Annotated in this window: 14 protein-coding genes and 1 tRNA gene; 10 read left to right on the top strand and 5 right to left on the bottom strand. The window is 67.3% G+C overall.

All coding sequences use genetic code 11. From position 1 onward, the window contains the following. Position 1 precedes the first annotated feature (1 nt). From PKKP23_RS06815 to PKKP23_RS06780, 8 genes are all read left to right on the top strand, one after another. Complete coding sequence (locus PKKP23_RS06815) at positions 2 to 1,063, top strand: amino acid--[acyl-carrier-protein] ligase (protein WP_126876303.1); 1,062 nt, start codon at positions 2 to 4, stop codon at positions 1,061 to 1,063. Further along, the gene (locus PKKP23_RS06810) at positions 1,060 to 2,100 is read left to right on the top strand and encodes a DUF1839 family protein (protein ID WP_420873197.1); all 1,041 of its coding nucleotides are present in this window, start codon (positions 1,060 to 1,062) and stop codon (positions 2,098 to 2,100) included. The genes PKKP23_RS06815 and PKKP23_RS06810 overlap by 4 nt, the downstream gene beginning before the upstream one ends. 89 nt (positions 2,101 to 2,189) lie before the next feature. Beyond that, complete coding sequence (locus PKKP23_RS06805; protein ID WP_420873196.1) at positions 2,190 to 4,880, top strand: glycosyl hydrolase 2 galactose-binding domain-containing protein; 2,691 nt, start codon at positions 2,190 to 2,192, stop codon at positions 4,878 to 4,880. Between the two features lie 635 nt (positions 4,881 to 5,515). After that, positions 5,516 to 6,259 carry a Crp/Fnr family transcriptional regulator gene (locus PKKP23_RS06800; protein WP_026121820.1) on the top strand — a complete coding sequence of 248 codons (744 nt, stop codon included), beginning with the start codon at positions 5,516 to 5,518 and terminating at the stop codon, positions 6,257 to 6,259. A 64-nt stretch (positions 6,260 to 6,323) separates the two neighbouring features. Next, complete coding sequence (locus PKKP23_RS06795) at positions 6,324 to 7,733, top strand: undecaprenyl-phosphate glucose phosphotransferase (RefSeq protein ID WP_126876349.1); 1,410 nt, start codon at positions 6,324 to 6,326, stop codon at positions 7,731 to 7,733. Between the two features lie 133 nt (positions 7,734 to 7,866). Further along, a complete protein-coding gene (locus tag PKKP23_RS06790) occupies positions 7,867 to 8,799 on the top strand; it encodes a glycosyltransferase family 2 protein (RefSeq protein WP_126876301.1) in 933 nt (310 codons plus the stop codon). Between the two features lie 38 nt (positions 8,800 to 8,837). Further along, the gene (locus PKKP23_RS06785; protein ID WP_126876300.1) at positions 8,838 to 10,118 is read left to right on the top strand and encodes a polysaccharide biosynthesis/export family protein; all 1,281 of its coding nucleotides are present in this window, start codon (positions 8,838 to 8,840) and stop codon (positions 10,116 to 10,118) included. A gap of 20 nt (positions 10,119 to 10,138) precedes the next feature. Next, a complete protein-coding gene (locus PKKP23_RS06780) occupies positions 10,139 to 12,565 on the top strand; it encodes a polysaccharide biosynthesis tyrosine autokinase (RefSeq protein WP_126876299.1) in 2,427 nt (808 codons plus the stop codon). Between the two features lie 246 nt (positions 12,566 to 12,811). On the opposite strand, the gene PKKP23_RS06775 is transcribed toward PKKP23_RS06780, so the two are convergent. Both PKKP23_RS06775 and PKKP23_RS06770 read right to left on the bottom strand, forming a co-directional pair. Then, the gene (locus PKKP23_RS06775) at positions 12,812 to 13,234 is read right to left on the bottom strand and encodes a helix-turn-helix domain-containing protein (protein ID WP_026121818.1); all 423 of its coding nucleotides are present in this window, start codon (positions 13,232 to 13,234) and stop codon (positions 12,812 to 12,814) included. Between the two features lie 73 nt (positions 13,235 to 13,307). Next, on the bottom strand, positions 13,308 to 14,672 hold the full coding sequence (locus tag PKKP23_RS06770; protein ID WP_126876298.1) for a glycosyltransferase family 4 protein: 1,365 nt from the start codon (positions 14,670 to 14,672) through the stop codon (positions 13,308 to 13,310). Between the two features lie 163 nt (positions 14,673 to 14,835). Here PKKP23_RS06770 and PKKP23_RS06765 point away from each other — a divergent pair, with 163 nt between their 5' ends. Beyond that, complete coding sequence (locus PKKP23_RS06765; RefSeq protein WP_051062064.1) at positions 14,836 to 16,116, top strand: glycosyltransferase family 4 protein; 1,281 nt, start codon at positions 14,836 to 14,838, stop codon at positions 16,114 to 16,116. A 69-nt stretch (positions 16,117 to 16,185) separates the two neighbouring features. Here the strand turns inward: PKKP23_RS06765 and rpiA are convergent, their stop codons facing one another. The 3 genes from rpiA to rnr form a co-directional block, all read right to left on the bottom strand. Continuing rightward, positions 16,186 to 16,881 carry a ribose-5-phosphate isomerase RpiA gene (gene rpiA / locus PKKP23_RS06760; protein WP_017776606.1) on the bottom strand — a complete coding sequence of 232 codons (696 nt, stop codon included), beginning with the start codon at positions 16,879 to 16,881 and terminating at the stop codon, positions 16,186 to 16,188. Between the two features lie 177 nt (positions 16,882 to 17,058). Beyond that, a complete protein-coding gene (gene rlmB, locus PKKP23_RS06755; RefSeq protein ID WP_017776605.1) occupies positions 17,059 to 17,808 on the bottom strand; it encodes a 23S rRNA (guanosine(2251)-2'-O)-methyltransferase RlmB in 750 nt (249 codons plus the stop codon). 34 nt (positions 17,809 to 17,842) lie between these two features. Continuing rightward, positions 17,843 to 20,335 (bottom strand): ribonuclease R, encoded by a 2,493-nt coding sequence (gene rnr, locus PKKP23_RS06750; protein ID WP_420873195.1) that lies wholly within the window; start codon positions 20,333 to 20,335, stop codon positions 17,843 to 17,845. A 274-nt stretch (positions 20,336 to 20,609) separates the two neighbouring features. Between rnr and PKKP23_RS06745 the strand changes: the two genes are divergently transcribed. Further along, a tRNA-Leu gene (locus tag PKKP23_RS06745) sits at positions 20,610 to 20,694 on the top strand. The last annotated feature ends 39 nt before the right edge of the window (positions 20,695 to 20,733 follow it).

The following is a 20,733-nucleotide window of genomic DNA, read 5'->3' as shown; positions in this document are numbered from 1 at the left end:
GATGAACACGATGACTGAAGCGGCCCAACTGGCTGCCGTGGATTCAACCGAACCTGCTGCGGCAAAGACCGACGCCGGCGCGGCACCCACCTTCCGCGACGAACTGCTGGCAAAGGGCATCCTGATCGACACGGGCGAAAACGGGCTCTACGGCCGCAGCCAGGTGTTCGAAGACGTGGTGGACCGCCTCAACGTCGCCATCACGCATCTGGGCGCGGACCAGAACCCTGAAGTGCTGCGCTTTCCACCCGCCATGCGCCGCACGGACTTCGAAGACAGCGAGTACCTGAAGAGCTTCCCGAACCTCGCGGGCACCATCCACTCGTTCTGCGGCGGCGACGCGGGCCACCAGCGCCTCTTGCGCTGCCTCGACGACGCGATGGCCGAGCGCGACGACGACCGCGACCCCGCCTGGATGGAGCAGCAGCAGCCCACGCGCGTGGTGATGACGCCAGCCGCGTGCTACCCGGTGTACCCCGTGATCTCGCGGCGCGGCCCGTTGCCGCAGGGCGGCGCGACCATCGACGTGCTCTCGTACTGCTTTCGCCACGAGCCCTCGCTCGACCCCGCGCGCATGCAGATGTTCCGCCAGCGCGAGTACGTGCGGCTGGGCTCCCCCGACGAAGTGATGGCGTTCCGGCAGATGTGGATCGAGCGCGGCTCGCTGCTCGTTTCGCTGCTCGCGCTGCCGGTGGATGTGGATCTTGCCAACGACCCGTTCTTCGGCCGCGGCGGCAAGATCATCGCGGATAGCCAGCGCCAGCAGGCGCTCAAGTTCGAACTGCTGATTCCGGTGGCGAACCCCGAGAGCAAGACCGCGTGCCTCTCGTTCAACTACCACATGGACCACTTCGGCGTGATCTGGAAACTGCAATGCGCCGACGGGTCCGTAGCCCACACGGGCTGCGTGGGCTTCGGCATGGAACGCATCACGCTCGCCCTGTTCCGCCATCACGGCCTCGACGTGAAGGCCTGGCCCGCGGACGTGCGCGCGCTGCTGTGGGGCGACACGCAACGCGTGGTGGAAGACGCACTCGACGCGAACCGGGGAGGCACGGCATGAATCCGCCACTGACCACCGTGAGGAAAACCGTCCACCTGGCAGCCGGCGAAACACCCGCCATGTGGCCGGCCCAGGCAAGGCCGCCGCGCGTGCATACGGCGCACGCGCTGCACCAGGGCGAGCGCGTGTGGCAGGAGACGAACTGCTACGTGGATCTGTGGATCGAGCTGCTGCACGGCTACGGGCTCGACCCGCGCGCGGCGCTCGCCTTCACGGTGACGCAGGACTTCGAAGGCGACCAGTTCACGTTCTTCAAGTTTCCGCTGGAAGACCTCGACCTGCTCTACGGCACGCAGGTACAGGAATTGGCCATCTACGACTCGCTCGAAGACCGCGTGTTCGCGCAGACGCAGCGCGGCCACACGGTGCTCGTCGAAGTGGACGGCTATTACCTGCCCAACACGCGCGCCACCTCGTACCGGCGCGAGCATCCGAAGACGACCATCGGCGTCGACTTCATCTCGCCCGCGGAACAGCGGCTCGGCTACTTCCACAACACGGGCTACCACCACCTGGACGGCGAGGACTACGACGGCATCTTCCGCAAGCTGCCGCGTTTCGAAAATCAGCCCGACGTGCTGTTTCCCTACGTGGAGTTCGCAAAACAGGTGCGGCCCGCGCTGCAGGGCGCGGAACTCGTGGATGCCTCCGCGGAGCTGCTGTGCGCGCACCTGGAGCGGCGCCCGCTCTCGAACCCGGTCACCGCATGGCGCGCCGTGTTCCCGCAGCACATGGACCTGCTGCTCGCGCGCGGCGAAGCGTTCTTCCATCCGTACTCGTTCAACCTGATGCGGCAGCTGGGCGCGAACTTCGAATTCCTCTCGAAGTACCTGCAATGGCTGGGCGCCCAGGGCGTGGACCTGCCGCCCGAGATCGCAGTGTCGGCGCAGAGCATCGCGTCCGAAGCGATGGTGATGCAGTTCCGCCTCGTGCGCGCCATCACGCGCGGGCGCCGCGACCTGTGCGACGACTGCTTCGACGTGCTGGAAAGCGCGTACGAGAAGGCCGTCACGACGCTCGCCGCGCATGTGCTGTGAGGACGACGGTGCGGCCCGCATTGCCGTCCAGGCCGTCTTCGCCTGAGGCCGCAGGATGCGGCGACGAGGCCGCGGCGCATGCGGTTGATGTGGCGATTGATGCAAGCGCGCGGACAGCGGCTGAAGCAGGCGAAACGCCTCGCGCGGGCGCTGTGGCCGCGGCCCATCGAGTGACGCCCGAAGCACCGGACCTCTGCGTCTGGCCTGTCCCGCTCAGCGAAGGCTGGCAATGCGTGAGCACGCCGGCGGGCGCCTGCGCCACGCCTGCCGACCTGCCGCACGACGGCTGGCTCGACGCGCCCGTGCCCGGCACCGTGGCAAGCGCCTGGCGCGCGGCGGGCCGGCTCGATGCAAACCTGGGTGCCGTCTTCGGCGTCGCCGCGCTTCATAGCCAGATCGATAGCGCTCTTCATGGCCAGATCGATAGCGCTCTTCGCGGCCCGCATCACAGCCCCACACCGCCTCCCTTCGCCTTCGACGACCACTGGTATCGCCTCACGCTCACCGGCCACGGCACGGAACGCCTGCGCCTGCACGGCCTGGCCACGCTCACCGAGGTCTGGCTCGACGGCGCGCTCCTGCTCACCTCCGATTCGATGTTCGAGCGCCACGATCTCGACGTGACGCTCGACGGCCACGCCACGCTCGCACTCTGCTTTCGCGCCTTGACGCCGCTGCTCGAAGCACGCCGTACACGCGCGCGCTGGCGACCGCGGCTCGTCTCGCCCGCCACCTTGCGCAACGTACGCACCACGCTGCTGGGCCATATGCCCGGCTGGTGTCCGAGCGTGCAGGCAGTCGGCCCGTGGCGGCCCATTGAACGTCTCGCGGCCACGCCGCGCGCCTTCGATACCGTGCAACTCGCGCCGCGCCTCGAAAGCGACGACGGCGTGCTTGCGCTCACGCTGACCTTCGTGAAGCCGCAGCCCGCCTCGAGCGAGGCGACGCTCGCCTGCGCCGGTGCACAGGCCGCGCTCGCCTGGCGCGACCCGCACACACTGGAGGGCACGCTGCGCATGCCGGGCGTCGAACGCTGGTGGCCGCATACACACGGCAAGCCCGCGCTTCACGAGGTCACGCTGCATCTGGACGGCACGCCTGTCGCGCTGGGCCATGTGGGCTTTCGCGCCATCGAGGTGGACCGCGGCGCCGACGGCGAAGGCTTCGCCTTGCGCGTGAACGGCACGCCGGTGTTCTGCCGCGGCGCGTGCTGGACGAGCGCCGACCTCGCCACGCTCGCGGGCACGCTGGCGCAACTCGCGCACGCGGTCGCTCTAGCACGCGACGCCGGCATGAACATGCTGCGCGTGGGCGGCACGATGGTCTACGAATCCGACGCGTTCTATCGCCTTGCCGACGAGCACGGCATCCTGATCTGGCAAGACTTCGCATTCGCCAACTTCGATTACCCGCGCGACGACGCCTTTCTCGCTTCCGTGCAGCGCGAAGCCACGCAGTTCCTCGAGCGCACGCAGCGCTTCGCGTCGCTTGCCGTGCTGTGCGGCGGCAGCGAAGTGGACCAGCAGGCCGTGATGTTCGGCCTGCCGCCTGCGATGCGCGAACAGGCTCTGTTCACGGAGCATCTGCCTGCGCTCGCGGCCGCGCTGCGGCCGGACGTGCCCTACGTGCCCAATTCGCCGACGGGCGGCACCTGGCCGTTCTCGACGCGCACGGGCATCACCCATTACTACGGCGTGGGCGCGTATCAGCGCCCGCTCGACGACGTGCGGCGCGCACACGTGCGCTTCGCCGCCGAATGCCTCGCCTTCGCCAACGTGCCCGACGACGCCACGCTTCACGCAGCGGGCGGCATGCAGCCCTATGACGCGCGCTGGAAGGCCGCGGTGCCGCGCGATGCAGGCGCGGGCTGGGACTTCGACGACGTGCGCGAGCACTACCTGCGCACGCTCTATGGCGTCGATCCCGCACGGCTGCGCTACGAGGACGCCGCGCGCTATCTCGAACTCTCGCGCGCCGTGGTGGCGGAACTCATGACGGACGTGTTCGCCGAGTGGCGCCGTCACGGCTCGCCCTGCGGCGGCGCGCTGGTGTGGCAGTTCCAGGACCTGCAGCCGGGCGCGGGCTGGGGCGTGATCGATTCGACGGGCCGCCCCAAGAGCGCGTGGCACGCACTCGCGGCAGCCCTGCGGCCGGTGCAGATCGCCATCACGGACGAAGGCCTCAACGGTCTGGACCTGCACGTCGTCAACGAAACGGAGCGGCCGCTGCACGCGCGGCTCGCGCTCGTCTGCCTGCGCGACGGCAGCGTGCGCGTCGCCGCAGGCGAGCAGATGCTCGAGGTCCCTGCGCGCGGCACGGTGCGCGTGGAAGCCGCGGCGTGCCTCGGCCAGTTCTTCGATTTCACCCACGCCTACCGCTTCGGGCCGCCTTCGCACGACGTCACCATCGCCACGCTCACCGATGCCGCAAGCGGCGAGGTGCTGGCCGAAGCGTTCCATCTGCCCGACCGCTCGCCCGTGCCGCGCTACGACCCGGGCCTTACGGTCACGCCCGTGCAGAGTCCCGACGGCTGGCAGCTCGTGATCGAAACGCAGCGCTTCGCACGCTTCGTCCACGTGACGGACGCACACTACCGCGCCGCGTGCGACTGGTTCCACCTGGCCCCGGGCAGCCGGCGCGTGGTCGACCTGGTTGCTCTCAGCGCTTGCGCGAGCATCGATCCCACCTCACCCACGCCGTTGTGCACGAAAGATACAGCCACGGCGCCCGCGGGCGAGGTGCGCGCCATCAACGCGCCCGCGCCTGTTTTCTACGGCTGAGCCTGCCGGCCACGCCCAACCCTCTCAAGAAGCGCATGAAGCCTTGCGATACGCGAGGCTTGCATCGCGCGCGTCTGCGTCAGGCTAATGACATGGAACTGTCAAAAAGCCGTTCCGTGCGGGAGCCCACGCAACCCATAGAACACAACTGAATCATTTCGGTTCGCGCGAACCGTGCACGGGCGACACGCATCCAGCACGTGTTTGCGGCGTGCCAGGGGCGCGCCGCCATCTTTGATACAAGACAAAAAACGCCTATTTATCAACGGGTTGATGTGCGCCGAATAAACCAGCTACTTAAGAGTTTCCAGCCCTGCGGCGTTGTGCAGATTTGAAACAAAAACGCACGCTTTGCCGCAGTCCGCCTCGCAGGGTGGGTCGCCCTATGTCGCTGCGCCGCATCAAGCCATGGTCTGACGTGTCTGGCACGGTCTTCGCTAAATGTGGTCCGCAACACGGTGCATACGCCGGGCAACCGAGGGCCCACGGCGCATGCACAGGAGGCCAAACGGGGCCGGCGCGATATGAACACGGAAAGCCTGTCGATCGACGGCAGGCAACACGACACGTGCAAGTCGCGCCGGATCAAGAAGAAGCGAAGCTGCACGCTGCGCGGCTTCATACGAGGACCGATCATGTTGACCCTTCAATCCGACCTGCACGGTAACCATCTGCTGGGCGCACTGCCGTCACACGAATGGCAGGCACTGGCACCGCATCTCGAACTGGTTCACCTGCGCACCGAACAGCTGCTGTGCGATTCCGGCCAGCGCATTCACCACGTGTATTTCCCGACCACCGCCATCATCTCGATGCTCTCGACGATGGAAGACGGCAGCTCCGTGGAAATTGCCGCGGTGGGACGCGAAGGCATGACGGGCGTGCCCGTGCTCACGGGCGGCGAAACCATGCCGAACCGCGTGCAGGTGCAATGCTCGGGCTTCGCCTATCGCATGAGCGCGCAGGCGCTGCGCCAGCAGTTCGCGCGCTCCGACTTCCTGCGCCGCCTGATGCTGCTCTACATGCACGCCCTCCTCACGCAGGTCGCGCAGACGGCGGCCTGCAACCGGCATCACTCGCTCAGCAAGCAGCTGTGCCGGTGGCTCCTGATCGAAGTGGACCGCGTGGCCTCCGACGAACTCACCGTCACGCAGCAGCTCATCGCCGACATGCTCGGCGTGCGCCGCGAAGGCATCACCGAAGCCGCGGGCCGGCTGCATGACCAGGGGCTGATTCACCATAGCCGCGGCCACATCAAGGTGCTGGACCGCAAGGGTCTCGAAGCGCGCGCCTGCGAATGCTACGGGCTCGTGAAGCGCGAGTTCGACCGGCTGCTGCCGCGCCTGCATGAAGCCAGCCACGCGGAAACCGTCAGTTGACGGCCGCGCGAACGGAAACGGGAACGAGACTCCACGACAGGAACAGGACGAGGAACGCGCCATGATGTTCGCCAACGTCGCCCGGTGTCTCGATGCGCTCGCCGTCATTGCAGGCGCGCTCCTCGCGTACCTGCTGCGCTACCCCGCGCCGATCGCGCTCACCGATACGCAGTCCCTGCTCATCGCCTTCAACTGCACGCTCGCCATGCTGCTCTTTCCCGCGTTCGGCGTGTACGAGACGTGGCGCGGCAAGCCGCTCGTCGCCATGCTCATGCGCGTGGTGTGCGCGTGGCTCATCGTGGTGGTGGCGGGCCTCATGCTGGTCTTCACGCTGCATCAGATGAACGCGGTGTCGCGGCTGTGGTTCGGCTATTCCACGCTGATCTCCGGCGCGCTCATCGTGGCGATCAAGCTCGTTGCGCACCTCGCGCTGCGCCGTGCGCGCAGCCGCGGCATCAACTGCCGCACGGTGGCGATTGTCGGCGCGCCCGGTTTTGCACGCTCGCTCGTCGCGCACCTGCAAGGCATGCCGCAAGGGGGCTTCAGGCCCGTGTGCGTGTTCGACGCAACCACCGCCGGCGCCGTGCCCGACCCGTACGCGCTGGAAGAGCGCGGCGCGGAGCGCATCGGCAAGCTGCCCGTGCTCACGGATGCCGACGCGTTTGCGGCGAAGGTGCGCCGCGAACACGTCGACGAAGTCTGGCTCGCGCTGCCGCTGTCCGAAGAGCACACGCTCTATCGCTTCATGCGCGCGTTTCGCGACGACTTCGTGAACCTGCGCTTCATCCCGGACGTGCGCTCGATATCGCTCTTCGATCACGGCGTGGTGGACATCGTGGGCCTGCCCACCATCAATCTCACGGCGCCTGCGGTGTCGCCGCCGCAGCTGTGGCCGAAGATGGTGTTCGACCGGCTCTTCGCGCTCGCGGCGCTCGTCGCGCTTTCGCCGCTGCTCGCCGCGATTGCTGTCGCGATCAAGCTCACCTCGCCCGGCCCCGTGATCTTCAAACAGACGCGCAAGGGCGTGGACGGTCAGCCGTTCAGCATCTACAAGTTCCGCTCCATGAGCGTGCACCGCGAGACGCCCGGCCAGATCACCCAGGCCACGCGCGGCGACGCGCGCGTGACGCGCATCGGCGCGTTCCTGCGCCGCACGAGCCTCGACGAGCTGCCGCAGTTCTTCAACGTGCTGCTCGGACAAATGTCGGTGGTAGGCCCGCGCCCGCACGCGCTCGAGCACGACGACCTCTACAAGGATCTCGTCTACGGCTACATGCATCGCTACCGCATCAAGCCGGGCATCACGGGCTGGGCCCAGGTGAACGGCTACCGCGGCGCGACGCGCAAGGTCGAGAAGATGGAAACGCGCGTGAAGTTCGACCTCTTCTATATCCACAACTGGTCGTTCTGGTTCGACATGAAGATCGTGCTGGTCACGATTCTCAAGGGCTTCACGGGCCGCAACGCGTACTGAAAGAACGCAGCAGAGAGAGAGACCACGCAGCAGCAGTCGCCGCAGGGCTACACCACGCAGTGGCACGCGGCAGCAATGCATTACCACGCATAGGCAGCAGACAGCATCGCATAGAGCACACCGGGGAAAAGCCGTGAAACTGTCCGTGATCGTACCGACGTGGCGCCGCACCGCCGATCTGGCGCGCTGCCTCGCCGCACTCGCCGCGCAGCGCCGCACCGCCGACGAAGTGCTGGTAGTGGCACGCCCGGACGATCACGACACGCATGCCTTCTTGCGCGCGCAGGAGACCACCTTACCGTTGCGTGTGGTGTGGGTTCGGGAGCCGGGCGTCGTGGCCGCGTACAACCGCGGGCTCGACACGGCAACGGGCGACGTGTTGTGTTTCACCGACGACGACGCCGCCCCACATGACGACTGGCTCGCACGCATCGAAGCCGCGTTTGCGGCGGATGCGGCGTTGGGCGGTCTGGGCGGACGCGACGTCGTGCACGAGCGCGGCGGCGTGCTGCAGGGACATAAAGCGGCGGTGGGCCTCGTGCGCTGGTATGGGCGCGCGATCGGCAACCACCATCTGGGGCATGGCGAGCCGCGCGAAGTGCATGTGTTGAAGGGCGTGAACATGGCGTTCCGGCGGGTGGCGATCGGCGCGTTGCGCTTCGATCCGCGCCTGCGCGGCAGCGGCGCACAGGTGCACTGCGAGATGGCGTTCAGTCTCGACGTGCGCCGGCGCGGCGCGAAGCTCGTCTACGACCCGGCGCTCGTGGTGGAACACTACCCGGCGCCGCGCAGCGACGAAGACCAGCGTTTCACGTTCAGCGACGCGGCGTTCTACAACGCGTCCTTCAATCTCAGACTCATCATGTGCGAACACCTGTCGCCGCCTGGCCGCTGGGCGTTCGTCGCTTACTCGTCACTAATAGGCAACCGCGCGGATCCGGGGCTTGCGCGCGCGTTGTCACTTGCGTTGGGGCGCGACGGGGTTGCGCTCGCCTTGCGCAAGTGGTGGGTCGGCCTGTGTGCCATGCGCGTTGCGTGGCATGAGGCCGTACACACAAGAAGCTGAAAAGAAGCTCGGGGTTGCAAAAAAGAGGGACCATCCACATGAAGATCAAAACACTCGCCGCGGGCAGCGCGGCCATAGCGCTTTGTGCCTGCTCACTCGCGCCCGGACCGTATCTGGACAGCAAACGGCTCGACGAAAGTGCGCAGGCGCAGCAGGAAGCCGACCGCTTCCCGGTGCAGCCCATCGACGTCGCGTGGTTCCGCGACCTCGCGAAGAAGGAGACGGCGGCGGTCAACGAATCGACGTGTCCGCTCAGCTGCGTGACGCCTGCCACGCGTGGCCAGTATCAGTACCGCGTGGGCATCAACGACCAGCTCACCATCATCGTCTGGGATCACCCCGAACTCACGGGCGCAGGCTTCGGCAGCGCGGCGGGCTCGCCGCCGCTGCCGCAGGGCTATGCCGGTTACGGCGCGGGCGGCCCGGCGGCGGCCGCAGGCGGCGAAGGCGCGGGCAGCGCCATCGCCAACGGCACGGCGCCCACCGTGGGCGGCGGTGGCGGCGAGGCCGGGCTCACGGTACGCATTGCCGCAGACGGTACGTTCTTTTTCCCGCGCGTAGGCCGCGTGCAGGCGCGCGGCAAGACTGCCGCGGAGATTCAGCACGACCTCACGAAGGGCCTCGCGAAGACCATTCGCGACCCGCAGATCGACGTGCGCGTGTCGGGCTTCAACAGCCAGATCGTGCAGGTGACGGGCAGCGTGCGGGCGCCAGTGGCCGAGTCGATCACGGACCTGCCGCTGTCGGTGATCGACGCGATCAACCGCGCAGGCGGCGCCCAGGCCGATGCGGATCTGCAGAACGTGGGCGTGACGCGCAACGGCAAGCGCTACACCATCGACGTCGCGGCGCTGCTCGACACGGGCGACCCGCAACAGAACGTGCTGTTGAAAGACGGCGACATCGTCGACGTGCCCGACCGCGCGAACAGCCGCGTATTCGTGCTGGGCGAAGTGGCCAAGCCCACTTCGCTGCCGATGAACCGCGGCAAGCTCACGCTCGCCGACGCGCTCACAGGCGCCGGCAGCCTCGACGTGAAGACGGGCGACCCGCACTTCATCTACGTGATTCGCGGCGCGGACAAACTGCTGAACCCGGTGACGCGCGACACGGTCATCAACTCGCGCACGCTCACGCCCACGGTATTCCGGCTCGACATGACCCAGGTGGACGCGCTGCTGCTGATGACGAAGTTCGACTTGCAGCCGAAGGACGTGGTGTACGTGCAGGTGGCGAACTCGGCGCGCTTCAACCGTGCGCTCCAGCAGATCACGCCGACGCTCGAAACGCTGTTCTTCACCCGCCAGCTCACGCGCTAAGACCCAACGGAGCCATCAACATGAGCACTTACGAAACACTGGAGCACGCCCCGGCGGGAAGCGACGAAGATGCCGTGATGCGCGACCTCCTGCGCATCATCGGCGAACAGATCGGCTGGGTGATCGGCATTGCGGGCTGCGTGATTCTCGCGGCCGTGATCTACGCGCATCTCGCCACGCGCATCTATTCGGCCGACGCGCTGATCCAGGTGGAGCCCGCCGCCAACAACGCGAACAGCACCTCGCAGGCGCTCGCCTCGCTCGTGCCGTCCGCGGGCGCGATGCGCACGGACGCCGAGATCGAGATCATCAAGAGCCGCGCGGTGGTGGAGCCCGTGGTCGAGCAGTTCAAGCTCAACTTCAGCGCGGCGCCGAAGACGATGCCATTCCTCGGCAAGCTCACGGCGTTCTTCGCACATCCCGGCGAGCCCCTGCCGGCATGGTTCGGCATGGATTCCTACGCATGGGGCGGCGAGCAGTTCGCCGTGGATTCGATCACGGTGCCGAAGTCGCTGGAAGGCGTGCGACTCACGCTGCGCGCGCTCGGCGACGGACGCTACACGTTGGTCGACCCCTACGGAAAGGCGCTGCTTGCGGGCGTAGCCGGCGAACGCGCGACGGAAAACGGCATCTCCATTCTCGTGAGCACGCTCGTGGCGCGCCCCGGCACGGAGTTCTACGTGACGCGCGCGAACCAGCTCGATGCCGTGGCCGGGCTCGCCTCGGGGCTCCAGGTGATGGAAAAAGGCCGCGAAACCGGCGTGGTGCAGCTTTCGTACATGGGTACCGACCCGCACGCCATCACGGCGATCACCAACGCCGTGGCCGCGTCGTACCTGAAGGAGCGCACCGAACGCGCGCAGGAAGAAGCGAGCCGCATGCTCGCGTTCCTCAACAGCGAACTGCCGCGCGTACGCGACGAAGTGCATCGCGCGGAAACGGCGCTCTCGGGATACCAGCAGCGCGTAGGCTCGTTCCAGCCGACCCAGGAAGCGGGCATGTATCTGTCCGGCGGGCTCGAATACGAGAAACACATCGCCGAGCTGCGCATTGCACGGGCCCAGCTGCTGCAACGCTTCACGAACGACAGCCCGGAAGTGCGCACGCTCGATGCGCAACTCGAAGCACTCTCGCGCGAAAAGGCCCGCTTCGAAGACCACTTCAAGACGCTGCCGGGCTCCGAGCGTGAAGCCATGTCGCTGCAACGCGACGCGAAGGTGGCCGAAGAGATCTACGTGGCGCTGCTCAACAAGATCCAGGAGCTTTCCATCTCGCGCGCGGGCACGATCGGCAACGTGCATATCGTCGATGAAGCGCTGCTGCCCTCCTCGCCCGTGCGGCCGAAGGCGGCGCTCATCATCTCGGCGGGCACCGTGCTGGGCGTGATTGCGGGCATCGTGTTCGCGTACTGCCGCCGCACCTTCTTCACGGGCGTGAGCGACCCCGAGTTCGTGGAGCGGCGCTATCAGCTGCCCATCTTCGGCGCGATTCCGCTGTCGCTCGAACAGGCGCGCAGCGACCGCATCGCCCTGAGCTCGAGCCGGGCGGCGTTGCCTAAAAGTGCGGCACAGCCTCGGGGCGCGACGCCGCGGCACGGTCTGCCGGCGCTGCCGGCCGGCCTCGCGCGGCTGATTCGCCCGCCGCACATGGCCGGCGCCGCGGGAGCCGCGACTGCGCCCGTGCAGGTGTCGCTGCCCACCGGCACGCAAACGGTGATGCCGGCGGCGCGGCCCGCGCTGCGTCCCCTGCTCGTGAAGACCCATCCGTTCGATACCTCGGTGGAAGGCCTGCGCGGGCTGCGCGCGACGCTCCAGTTCGGTCTCATCGATGCGCCGAACCGCGTCGTCGCGGTGACGAGCCCGGCGCCCTCGGACGGCAAGAGCTTCCTCTGCGCGAACCTCGCGGCGCTGCTCGCGGAATCCGGCAAACGCGTGCTGTTGATCGACGCGGACCTGCGGCGCGGGCGACTCGCGCAGTACCTGGGCCGCTCGCCCAACGGCGGCCTCACGGAACTGCTCACGGGCCAGATGGACCTCGAAGAAGCGGCGCGCGCCACAGGCGTGGACGGGCTGCACTTCATCGCGGCGGGCGCCTATCCGCCGAACCCGTCGGAGATCCTGACCTCGGCGCGCTTCGTCGACATCCTCTCGCGCTTCGAGCAGCAGTTCGACCTCGTGATCGTGGATACCCCGCCGCTCCTCGCCGTGGCCGATGCGGCGATCGTGGCGAACATCGCGGGATCGACGGTGCTCGTGATGCGGGCCGGCGCGCACACGGAACGCAACATCGCGGAGTCGCTCAAGAAGCTGCGGCGCGCCCACGCGCGCGTGATCGGCGGCGTGATGAACGCGATGCCGCTCAAGCACGGCGGCCGCTACGGCACCTACGATTACGCGTATGCGTACACCTATACGGCGGGCGGCCCGATGGACGGGAAGACGCATTGAGTGAGGCAGGACGGATCGGAGCGCGGGTGGGCTCCGATCCGGTGTGAGACTTCAGAGGGAATGACAAGAAGCGATCACGGCGGTGGCGTTCCTTCGCGATGAAGGAACGCCACCGCGTTTTGTTTGTGATGCCTGGGTTTGATGCTTCTCGGTTTGATGCGGTGGGAAAGCGTGGCCGCGGCGGCGATAAGCGGCGATGGTGGCGACGGGCGGCAACGCATCACCGCGCTGCCACCCCGGCCGGAATCAGATAAAGATCCCGACGTCCGTATGAAAGCGCTCGGCAAGCGCCTTCGCGACGTTCTTGCTGATGGCGCGGCGTCCCGCGAGGATGTCGCTGATCACCGTGGGCGACGCGATGTCGGCGAGGTCCTTCTGCTTGAGCCCATGCGTGCGCAGCAGTTCACGCAGCACTTCGCGCGGCGCAGCCTTGGGCAGCGAGACGCGATGGGTCTCCCATACCTGGATCAGGTCCTTCACCACGCCGACGAGGTCCGCGAGCGGACTGTCGGCGTTGCCGTTGATCTGCGCGGTGAGCTGGCTGGCGAGCCGCAGCATGCGCTGATAGTCGGCTTCGCTGCGGATCGGCTTGAGCAGGATCTGCCGTTGCAGCAGCATCCACGCACTCGCGATGTCGGGGAAGCCCCCGTTAAAAGGTTCTGCGTTCATTGTCGTATGGCCCCTTCTGTGGTGTGTGCCCCGCTACGGAGGCATCGATCTGTCTTCTCTTGAAGCGGGTCTTTCAGCGGCCCCACATGCGACCTGCCATGCTGCCGCCCACTGCATCGCGAGGCATGGCCGGCGCCTGCCTCACGTCGAAACTCAATTCGGAATCCGTAGCGGGTTCGCGGGCCTCGTGATCCGCGTAGCCCTTGTAGCCCTCATGGCCCTCATGGCCCTCATGGCCCTCATGGCCCTCATGGCCCTCGTAACGCTCGTAAGCCGGCACACGCTCGTAGCGTTCATGGTTCGCATGGCTGCCGTGCAGCCCGGTTCTCGCGGCCGCGATGGTGCGCGTCACTTCCACCATGAAAGCGCGCCTGAAGGCCGCTGCGCTGAACCGCTCGGCATTTTCGCGGCACGCCGCGGCGCTGATCTTCGACTGCTCGCGCTCGAAGCGGTCCACGGCCTCGAGCAGCGACGCCACGCTCTGCGTGCCGAAATGCACGCCCGTGGGTTGCGGCTCGCCGAGCGGGACGACCGTTTCCAGCGCGCCGCCCTTGCCATAGGCGATCACGGGCGTGCCGCACGCCTGAGCCTCCACGGCCACGATGCCGAAGTCCTCTTCGGCGGCGAACACGAACGCCTTCGCGCGCTGCATGTGGTCCTTGAGCACCTCGAACGGCTGGTAGCCGAGCACCGTCACGTTGGGTCCGGCCTTCTCGCGTATCGCGGCAAAGCCCGGGCCGTCGCCGATCACGACGAGCCGGCGTTCGGGCACGAGCGAAAACGCTTCGACGATGAGGTCGATGCGCTTGTACGGCACCATGCGCGAGGCGGTCAGATAGAAGTCTTCCTTTGCGCTGCACGGCTCGAAGCGATCGACGTCCACGGGCGGTGCGATGACCGCGGCCTCGCGCCGGTACGTCTTCATCACGCGGCGGGCCACGAAATGCGAATTCGCGATCAGGCGGTCCACGCCATTGGCCGAACGCGCATCCCAGCCGCGCAGGTAATGCAGCAACGCGCGCGCCGCCCACGACTTCGGGCCGTGTTCGAGATGAGCCTCGCGCAGATACGCGTGCTGCAGGTCCCACGCGTAGCGCATGGGCGAATGCACGTAGCTCACGTGGGTCTGGTCCGGGCCCACCAGCACGCCCTTGGCCACCGCATAGGAACTCGTGATGACGAGGTCGTACGGCGAGAGATCGAACTGCTCGACGGCGAGTGGCATGAGCGGCAGATACCCGCGATAGCGGCGCTGCGCGAACGGCAGATGCTGGATGAAAGACGTGGTGACCGGCTTGCCGCACACGGGCGTGCGGTCCTCGAGAAAGTCGACGAGGCTGAACAGGTCCGCGTCGGGAAAACACCGGATGATCTGCTCCAGCACTTTCTCCGCGCCGCCTGGCTGCACGAGCCAGTCGTGCACGATCGCGACTTTCATCTTCCCCGCCCCCTGGTCTCGTATCTCGCGAACGAGTGTAAGACGGCTTATGCGTTGCCGTGCGTGCGCGCGACCACACAATTCAGGGAACGTAACGAGAATAATGGCGGCCAGATGCGAGACCTCTCGCCACTCTCTTCACGCCTTCGCGAGGTAAGCGCCGATGAATGCATCCGAACTCCGTGGCGCGGCTCATGGCTTGTCGCAGGCGCAGCCGTCGGCGGTGGGGTCTGCAGTGGGCGCCGTGGCCGGCTCGCCCAATGGCGCGCTTGTGTCCGGCCTCAAGGCGAAATCCACCGTGCTCTTCGTCGATCAGAGCGGGCAACTGGGCGGCGCCGAATTCTCGCTGCTGCCGCTCGCCCAGGCGTTCGCCGCGCGCGGCGCCGTGCTGCTGCTCTCGGACGGGCCGTTTCGCGAGCGGCTGGCGTCGCTCGGCGTGAACGTGAGCGTAGCGAGCGAGGCGCGCGTGTCGGGCATCAGCAAGGAAGCGCTGCGCTTTCGCTGGCTCTTCGCGCTGCCGGCCATCGTGCGCCAGGTGCGCGCCATCGCCGAGGCCGCGAAGCGCTACGACGTGCTGTTCCTCAACACGCAGAAGGCGCTCGTGCTCGGTGCGCTCGGCAAGCCGCTGCACAGGCGGCCTGTCATCTGGCATCTGCACGACATCATGTCGGCCGATCACTTCGGGTCCATGCAACTGCTCGCGGTGAAGTTCATCGCACGTCATCTCGTCGATCACGTGGTGGCCAATTCGCGGGCCTCCGCGCAATCGCTCGCGTCGCTCACGGGCATTCCGCTCGCGGCGATTCCGGTCGTGCACAACGGGATCGATACGCACGCGTTCGCGAATGTGGACGGCGCCGATCTCGCCGCGCTGCGCCGCCGCCTCGGCCTGCCCGAGCGCGCGTGGCTCGCGGGCCTCTTCGGACGGCTTGCGCCGTGGAAAGGCCAGCACATCGCCATCGCGGCGCTACCGCGGCTGCCCGACGTGCACCTCGTGCTGGTGGGCGCGGCGCTCTTCGGCGAGGACGATTACGCGCAGCGGCTACGCCGCCAGGCGCTACGGCTCGGCGTAGCCGACCGTGTGCACTTCGCAGGCTTTCGCGACGACATGGCGGCGTGGATGAAGGCGATGGACGTGATCCTGCATACCTCGACGGAACCCGAGCCGTTCGGGCGCGTGATCATCGAAGGAATGGCGGCGGGCAGGCCCGTGATTGCGGCGGGTGCGGGCGGCGTGAAGGAGATCGTGCGGCATCGCCGCAACGGCTGGCTCGTGGCGCCTGGCGACCTGAACTCGCTGGTGGATGCGATCGAGACGCTGCGCGCGGCGCCCGAACTCGCGCAGCGCCTCGCCGAACAGGCGCTCATCGACACGCAGCGCTATTTCTCGCTCGACGTCTATGTCGAGCAGATGACCCGTGCGATCGGCTGTGTCAGTCCTTGAGACATGAGGCCTTGATGGGCGAGGCCTCGTCCTTCGAAGAGCGAGGCCTCGCGTGATGCCGTAACGCGCTCAGCGCTTCGCGTAGGTGATGGTTTCGACACCGGTTTCGGTGCCGAGCAGGCACAGGTCCGCGCCGCGCTGCGCGAACAGGCCCACGGTAACGACGCCGGGCCATGCATTGATGACGGCTTCAAGGCCGCACGGGTCGCTGATGGCGAGGCCCTTCACGTCGAGAATTTCCTTGCCGTTGTCGGTGATGAACGGCGTGCCGTCTTTCGCGACGCGCAGCACGGGTACGCCGCCGATCGCCGCAACACGGCGACCGATTGCGGTGCGCGCCATCGGCATGACCTCGATGGGCAGCGGGAACTGGCCCAGCACGTCCACGCGCTTGGAGGCGTCCGCGATGCAGACGAACACGTCGGCCACGGACGCCACGATCTTCTCGCGCGTGAGCGCCCCGCCGCCGCCCTTGATCATGGCGCCGCGGTGATCGATTTCGTCGGCGCCGTCCACGTACACGGGCAGCGACTCGATCTCGTTGAGATCGAACACCTGGATGCCGTGCTGCTGCAGCCGCGCGGTGGTGGCCACCGAGCTGGACACCGCGCCGCGATAGCGGTGCTTCGTGGCGGCGAGCGCGTCGATGAAGCAGTTCGCGGTGGAGCCGGTGCCCACGCCGATCACGGTGCCTTCCGGCACGTTGGCGTTCACGTAGTCGGCGGCGGCCTGGCCGACCAGTTGCTTGAGTTCGTCTTGAGTCATGGGATGAGGCGGCTTTAAGGAGGAAGCGGAGAAACCAGCCCGCGTGAGGCGCGGAAAACACGCAAGTTTACCGGAGTCGGACTGAAGCGCCCTGGATGGTCCGCGCTCCCTGTCCTCGCCGCTCTCTGCTCTCTGCCGCGCTAAGGCGTCTGCTCAACCGGCAGCTCAGGCGTCCGCTCAGGCGCCTGCCTTCGCGTGCCGTTGCCGGACGGCCTCGAAGAGACACACGCCGGAAGCCACGGACACGTTGAGGCTTTCCACCGTGCCCGCCATCGGAATCTGCATGACTTCGTCGCAGGTGTCGCGCGTGAGGCGGCGCATGCCTTCGCCTTCGGCGCCCATCACGATCGCCACGGGGCCGTCCAGCTTCGTGTCGTAGAGACTTGCCTGCGCATCGCCTGCGGTGCCTATCACCCAGACGCCGGCTTCCTTCAGTTCGCGCAGGGCGCGCGCGAGGTTCGTGACGGTGATGTACGGCACGGTATCCGCGGCGCCGCTTGCGACCTTGGCGGCTGTCGCATTGAGGCCCGCCGAACGGTCGCGCGGCGCGATGATGGCGTGCGCGCCGGCCGCGTCGGCCACGCGCAGGCAGGCGCCCAGATTGTGCGGGTCGGTGACGCCGTCCAGCACGAGCAGGAGCGCCGTGCCCTGAATGCCGTCGAGCAGCTCGGCCAGGTTCTGCGCGAGCGGCAGGTCGCCCGCGCGCGCCACCACGCCTTGATGGCGCTCGGTGCGCGCAAGGCCCCAGAGGCGTGTTTCGTCGGCGGCAATCAGCCGGACGCCCGCCTCCTTGGCGAAATGCAGGAAGTCCTGCATGCGGCGGTCGCGCCGCGTGGCGTCGTAATAGACATCTTCGACCGTCGATGCATCGTGGCGCAGCCGCGCGGTAACCGCGTGGAACCCGTATAGAACCTTGAGACGTGACATGGATGAGACAAACCTTTGAATACTTTTGGCGGTATTAGCGCTTCTTGCGCGACGTGCCCTTGCCCTTCGCGGCGGCCTTGGGTGCGGCGTGCTTCTTCGCCGTCTTGGTCGCCCCGCGCGCGGCGCGGGCCGCCTTCACGGCGGCATTCGGAGCGGGCGCGGCCTTCTTGCCGCGCGGGCAGTCCTGGCCTTCGCGCGCCTCGCGCACGTCTCGCGGCGACAGCGCCCGCACGCGCGGCCCGGCCGATTCGGCCGTTGCCTTCTCGGCCGGCGCGCCGCGACCCGCCAGCGGCTTCTTGAGCGTGTCGCGCACAAGGCGGAAGTCGATCTTGCGTGCGTCGAGGTCCACGCGGCTCACCTGCACGCGCACCCGGTCCGAAAGACGGTAGCGAATGCCCGTGCGCTCGCCGCGCAGTTCGTTCTTGATCTCGTCGTACTGGAAGTAGTCGGAGCCGAGTTCCGTGACGTGCACGAGGCCTTCGATGAAAAGCGCATCCAGCTGCACGAAGATGCCGAACGACGTCACGCCGCTCACCATGCCGCCGTACTCCTCGCCCAGCTTGTCGCGCATGAAGTAGCACTTGAGCCATGCTTCAACGTCGCGCGAGGCTTCGTCCGCACGCCGCTCGTTGGCCGAGCAGTGCAGGCCCAGCTCTTCCCAGATCGCCGTGTTCGGACGGCCGCGCCGGCCGTGCTTTTCCTCGTCTTCCTGTTGCATCGCGCGGGCGCGCGGCGACAGCGCCGTGTTGAGCGCGACGCCTGCGGGCGTTTCGGGCTGGTACTTCTTGCCCTGCAGGACTGCGTAGATGGCGCGGTGCGTGAGCAGGTCGGGATAGCGGCGAATCGGGCTCGTGAAGTGTGCGTACGCCTCGTAGGCAAGGCCGAAGTGGCCGATGTTGTCGGGGCTGTAGACCGCCTGCTGCATGGAGCGCAGCAGCATGGTCTGCAGCATCTGCGCGTCGGGCCGGTCGCGGATGTGCGCCATCAGCGCCGCGTAGTCGCTCGCGTGAGGCGTCTCGCCGCCGCCGAGCGAGAGGCCCATGCCGCGCAGGAACGTGCGCAGGTTTTCGAGCTTCTCGGCCGTGGGACCGGCGTGCACGCGGTACAGGCCCGAATGCCGGTTGCGCTTCATGAAGTCGGCCGCGCAGACGTTCGCGGCCAGCATGCATTCTTCGATGAGCTTGTGCGCGTCGTTACGCTGGCGCGGCACGATCTGCTCGATCTTGCCCTGCGCATTGCAGACGATGTAGGTCTCGGTGGTGTCGAAGTCGATCGCGCCGCGCTTCTGGCGCGCCGCGAACAGCGACTTGTAGACGCCGTACAGGTTCTGCAGATGATCGAGAAGGCCCGCGCGCCGCGCGGCTTCCGGCCCCTTGGTGTTCTTCAGCACCGCGGCCACTTCGGTGTACGTGAGCCGTGCGGCCGAATGCATGACGCCCGGATAGAACTGGTACGCCTTGATCTCGCCGCGCGTCGTGATGACCATGTCGCACACCAGCACGCAGCGGTCCACGTGCGGATTGAGCGAGCAGAGCCCGTTCGAGAGCTTCTCGGGCAGCATGGGAATCACGCGGCGCGGGAAGTACACCGAGGTGCTGCGCTCGAGCGCGTCCACGTCGAGATCGCTCGCGGGGCGCACGTAGTGCGAAACGTCCGCGATCGCGACGATCAGGCGAAAGCCGTCGCCGCGGCCTACCTTGACGGGCTCGCAGTAGACGGCGTCGTCGAAGTCGCGCGCGTCTTCGCCGTCGATCGTGACGAGCGGCACGTCGCGCAGGTCCACGCGATGGCGCACGTCGACAGGACGCACCTCGTCGGGCAGCTTTGCGGCTTCTTCGAGCGCGGCGTCGCTGAATGCATGCGGCACGCCGTACTTGCGCACCGCGATTTCGATTTCCATGCCGGGGTCGTCGATGTCGCCCAGCACTTCCACCACGCGGCCGAGCGGCTGCGAATGGCGGCTCGGGAAGTCGGTCAACTCGACCACCACGACCTGGCCCACCTTGGCCTTCTTGGCGTTCTGCGTGACGAGAATGTCGTGGCCGATGCGCTTGTCTTCGGGGGCCACGATCAGCGCGCCGTTCTCGTTGAGCAGGCGCCCGATCACGCGGCGGTTCGCGCGGTCCGTGACCTCGACGATGTGCCCCTCAGGACGCCCGCGGCGGTCGAAGCCCACGATGCGCGCAAGCACGCGGTCGTTGTGCATGACCTTCTGCATCTCGGGCTGCGGCAGGAACAGATCGTCCTGGCCGTCGTCGCGCACCAGAAAGCCGTAGCCGTCGCGGTGCCCCTGCACGCGGCCCGCCACGAAACTGGATGGATGAGTCAGCTGGTAGTGCCCGCGCGCATCGAGCCGGATCTGGCCGTCGCGCTCCATGGCGGCGATCCGCCGGAAGAAACCTTCGCGCTCCTGGCGCTTGATGGCGAGCGCTTCGGCGATGTCGTTCGCCGTGAGCGGAGAATCGCTCGTGCGCAGCACGCCGAGGATTTCTTCACGGCTCGGAATCGGGTACGGATATTTGCTCAAGGGCTTGTCGATGGTTTTTCTCGTTGCGTGGGACGTCGGTCGATGAGACGCGGCAAGCGCGCCGGGCGGCCTGCTGCGGGCCATTCTAACACCCGTGCATGACGCGCCGTCCGCCTTGCGGCACGGTGAAACGGGCACTCCGATGCCGTGCGCGCGCCGTACTGACCGACCGCTCGAATTGCTTGACAGCGTTCGACGAGCCGTTATAATGGCGATCTTTGCTTCGCGGCACCTCGCTGAATCAGCGACGGGATCAAGCGAAAGCAGAGCACCTGCCCAGGTGGCGGAATTGGTAGACGCACTAGTTTCAGGTACTAGCGGGTAACTCCGTGGAGGTTCGAGTCCTCTCCTGGGCACCAGATTCAAAGGCCAGCACACGCTGGCCTTTTTCTTTTCCG

The sequence above is a fragment of the Paraburkholderia kururiensis JCM 10599 = LMG 19447 genome, from assembly GCF_003986935.1.
GTDB classification, from domain to species: domain Bacteria; phylum Pseudomonadota; class Gammaproteobacteria; order Burkholderiales; family Burkholderiaceae; genus Paraburkholderia; species Paraburkholderia kururiensis.
Note: the sequence above shows the minus strand (reverse complement) of the source record. Positions and strands in the feature narration are given on the sequence as shown.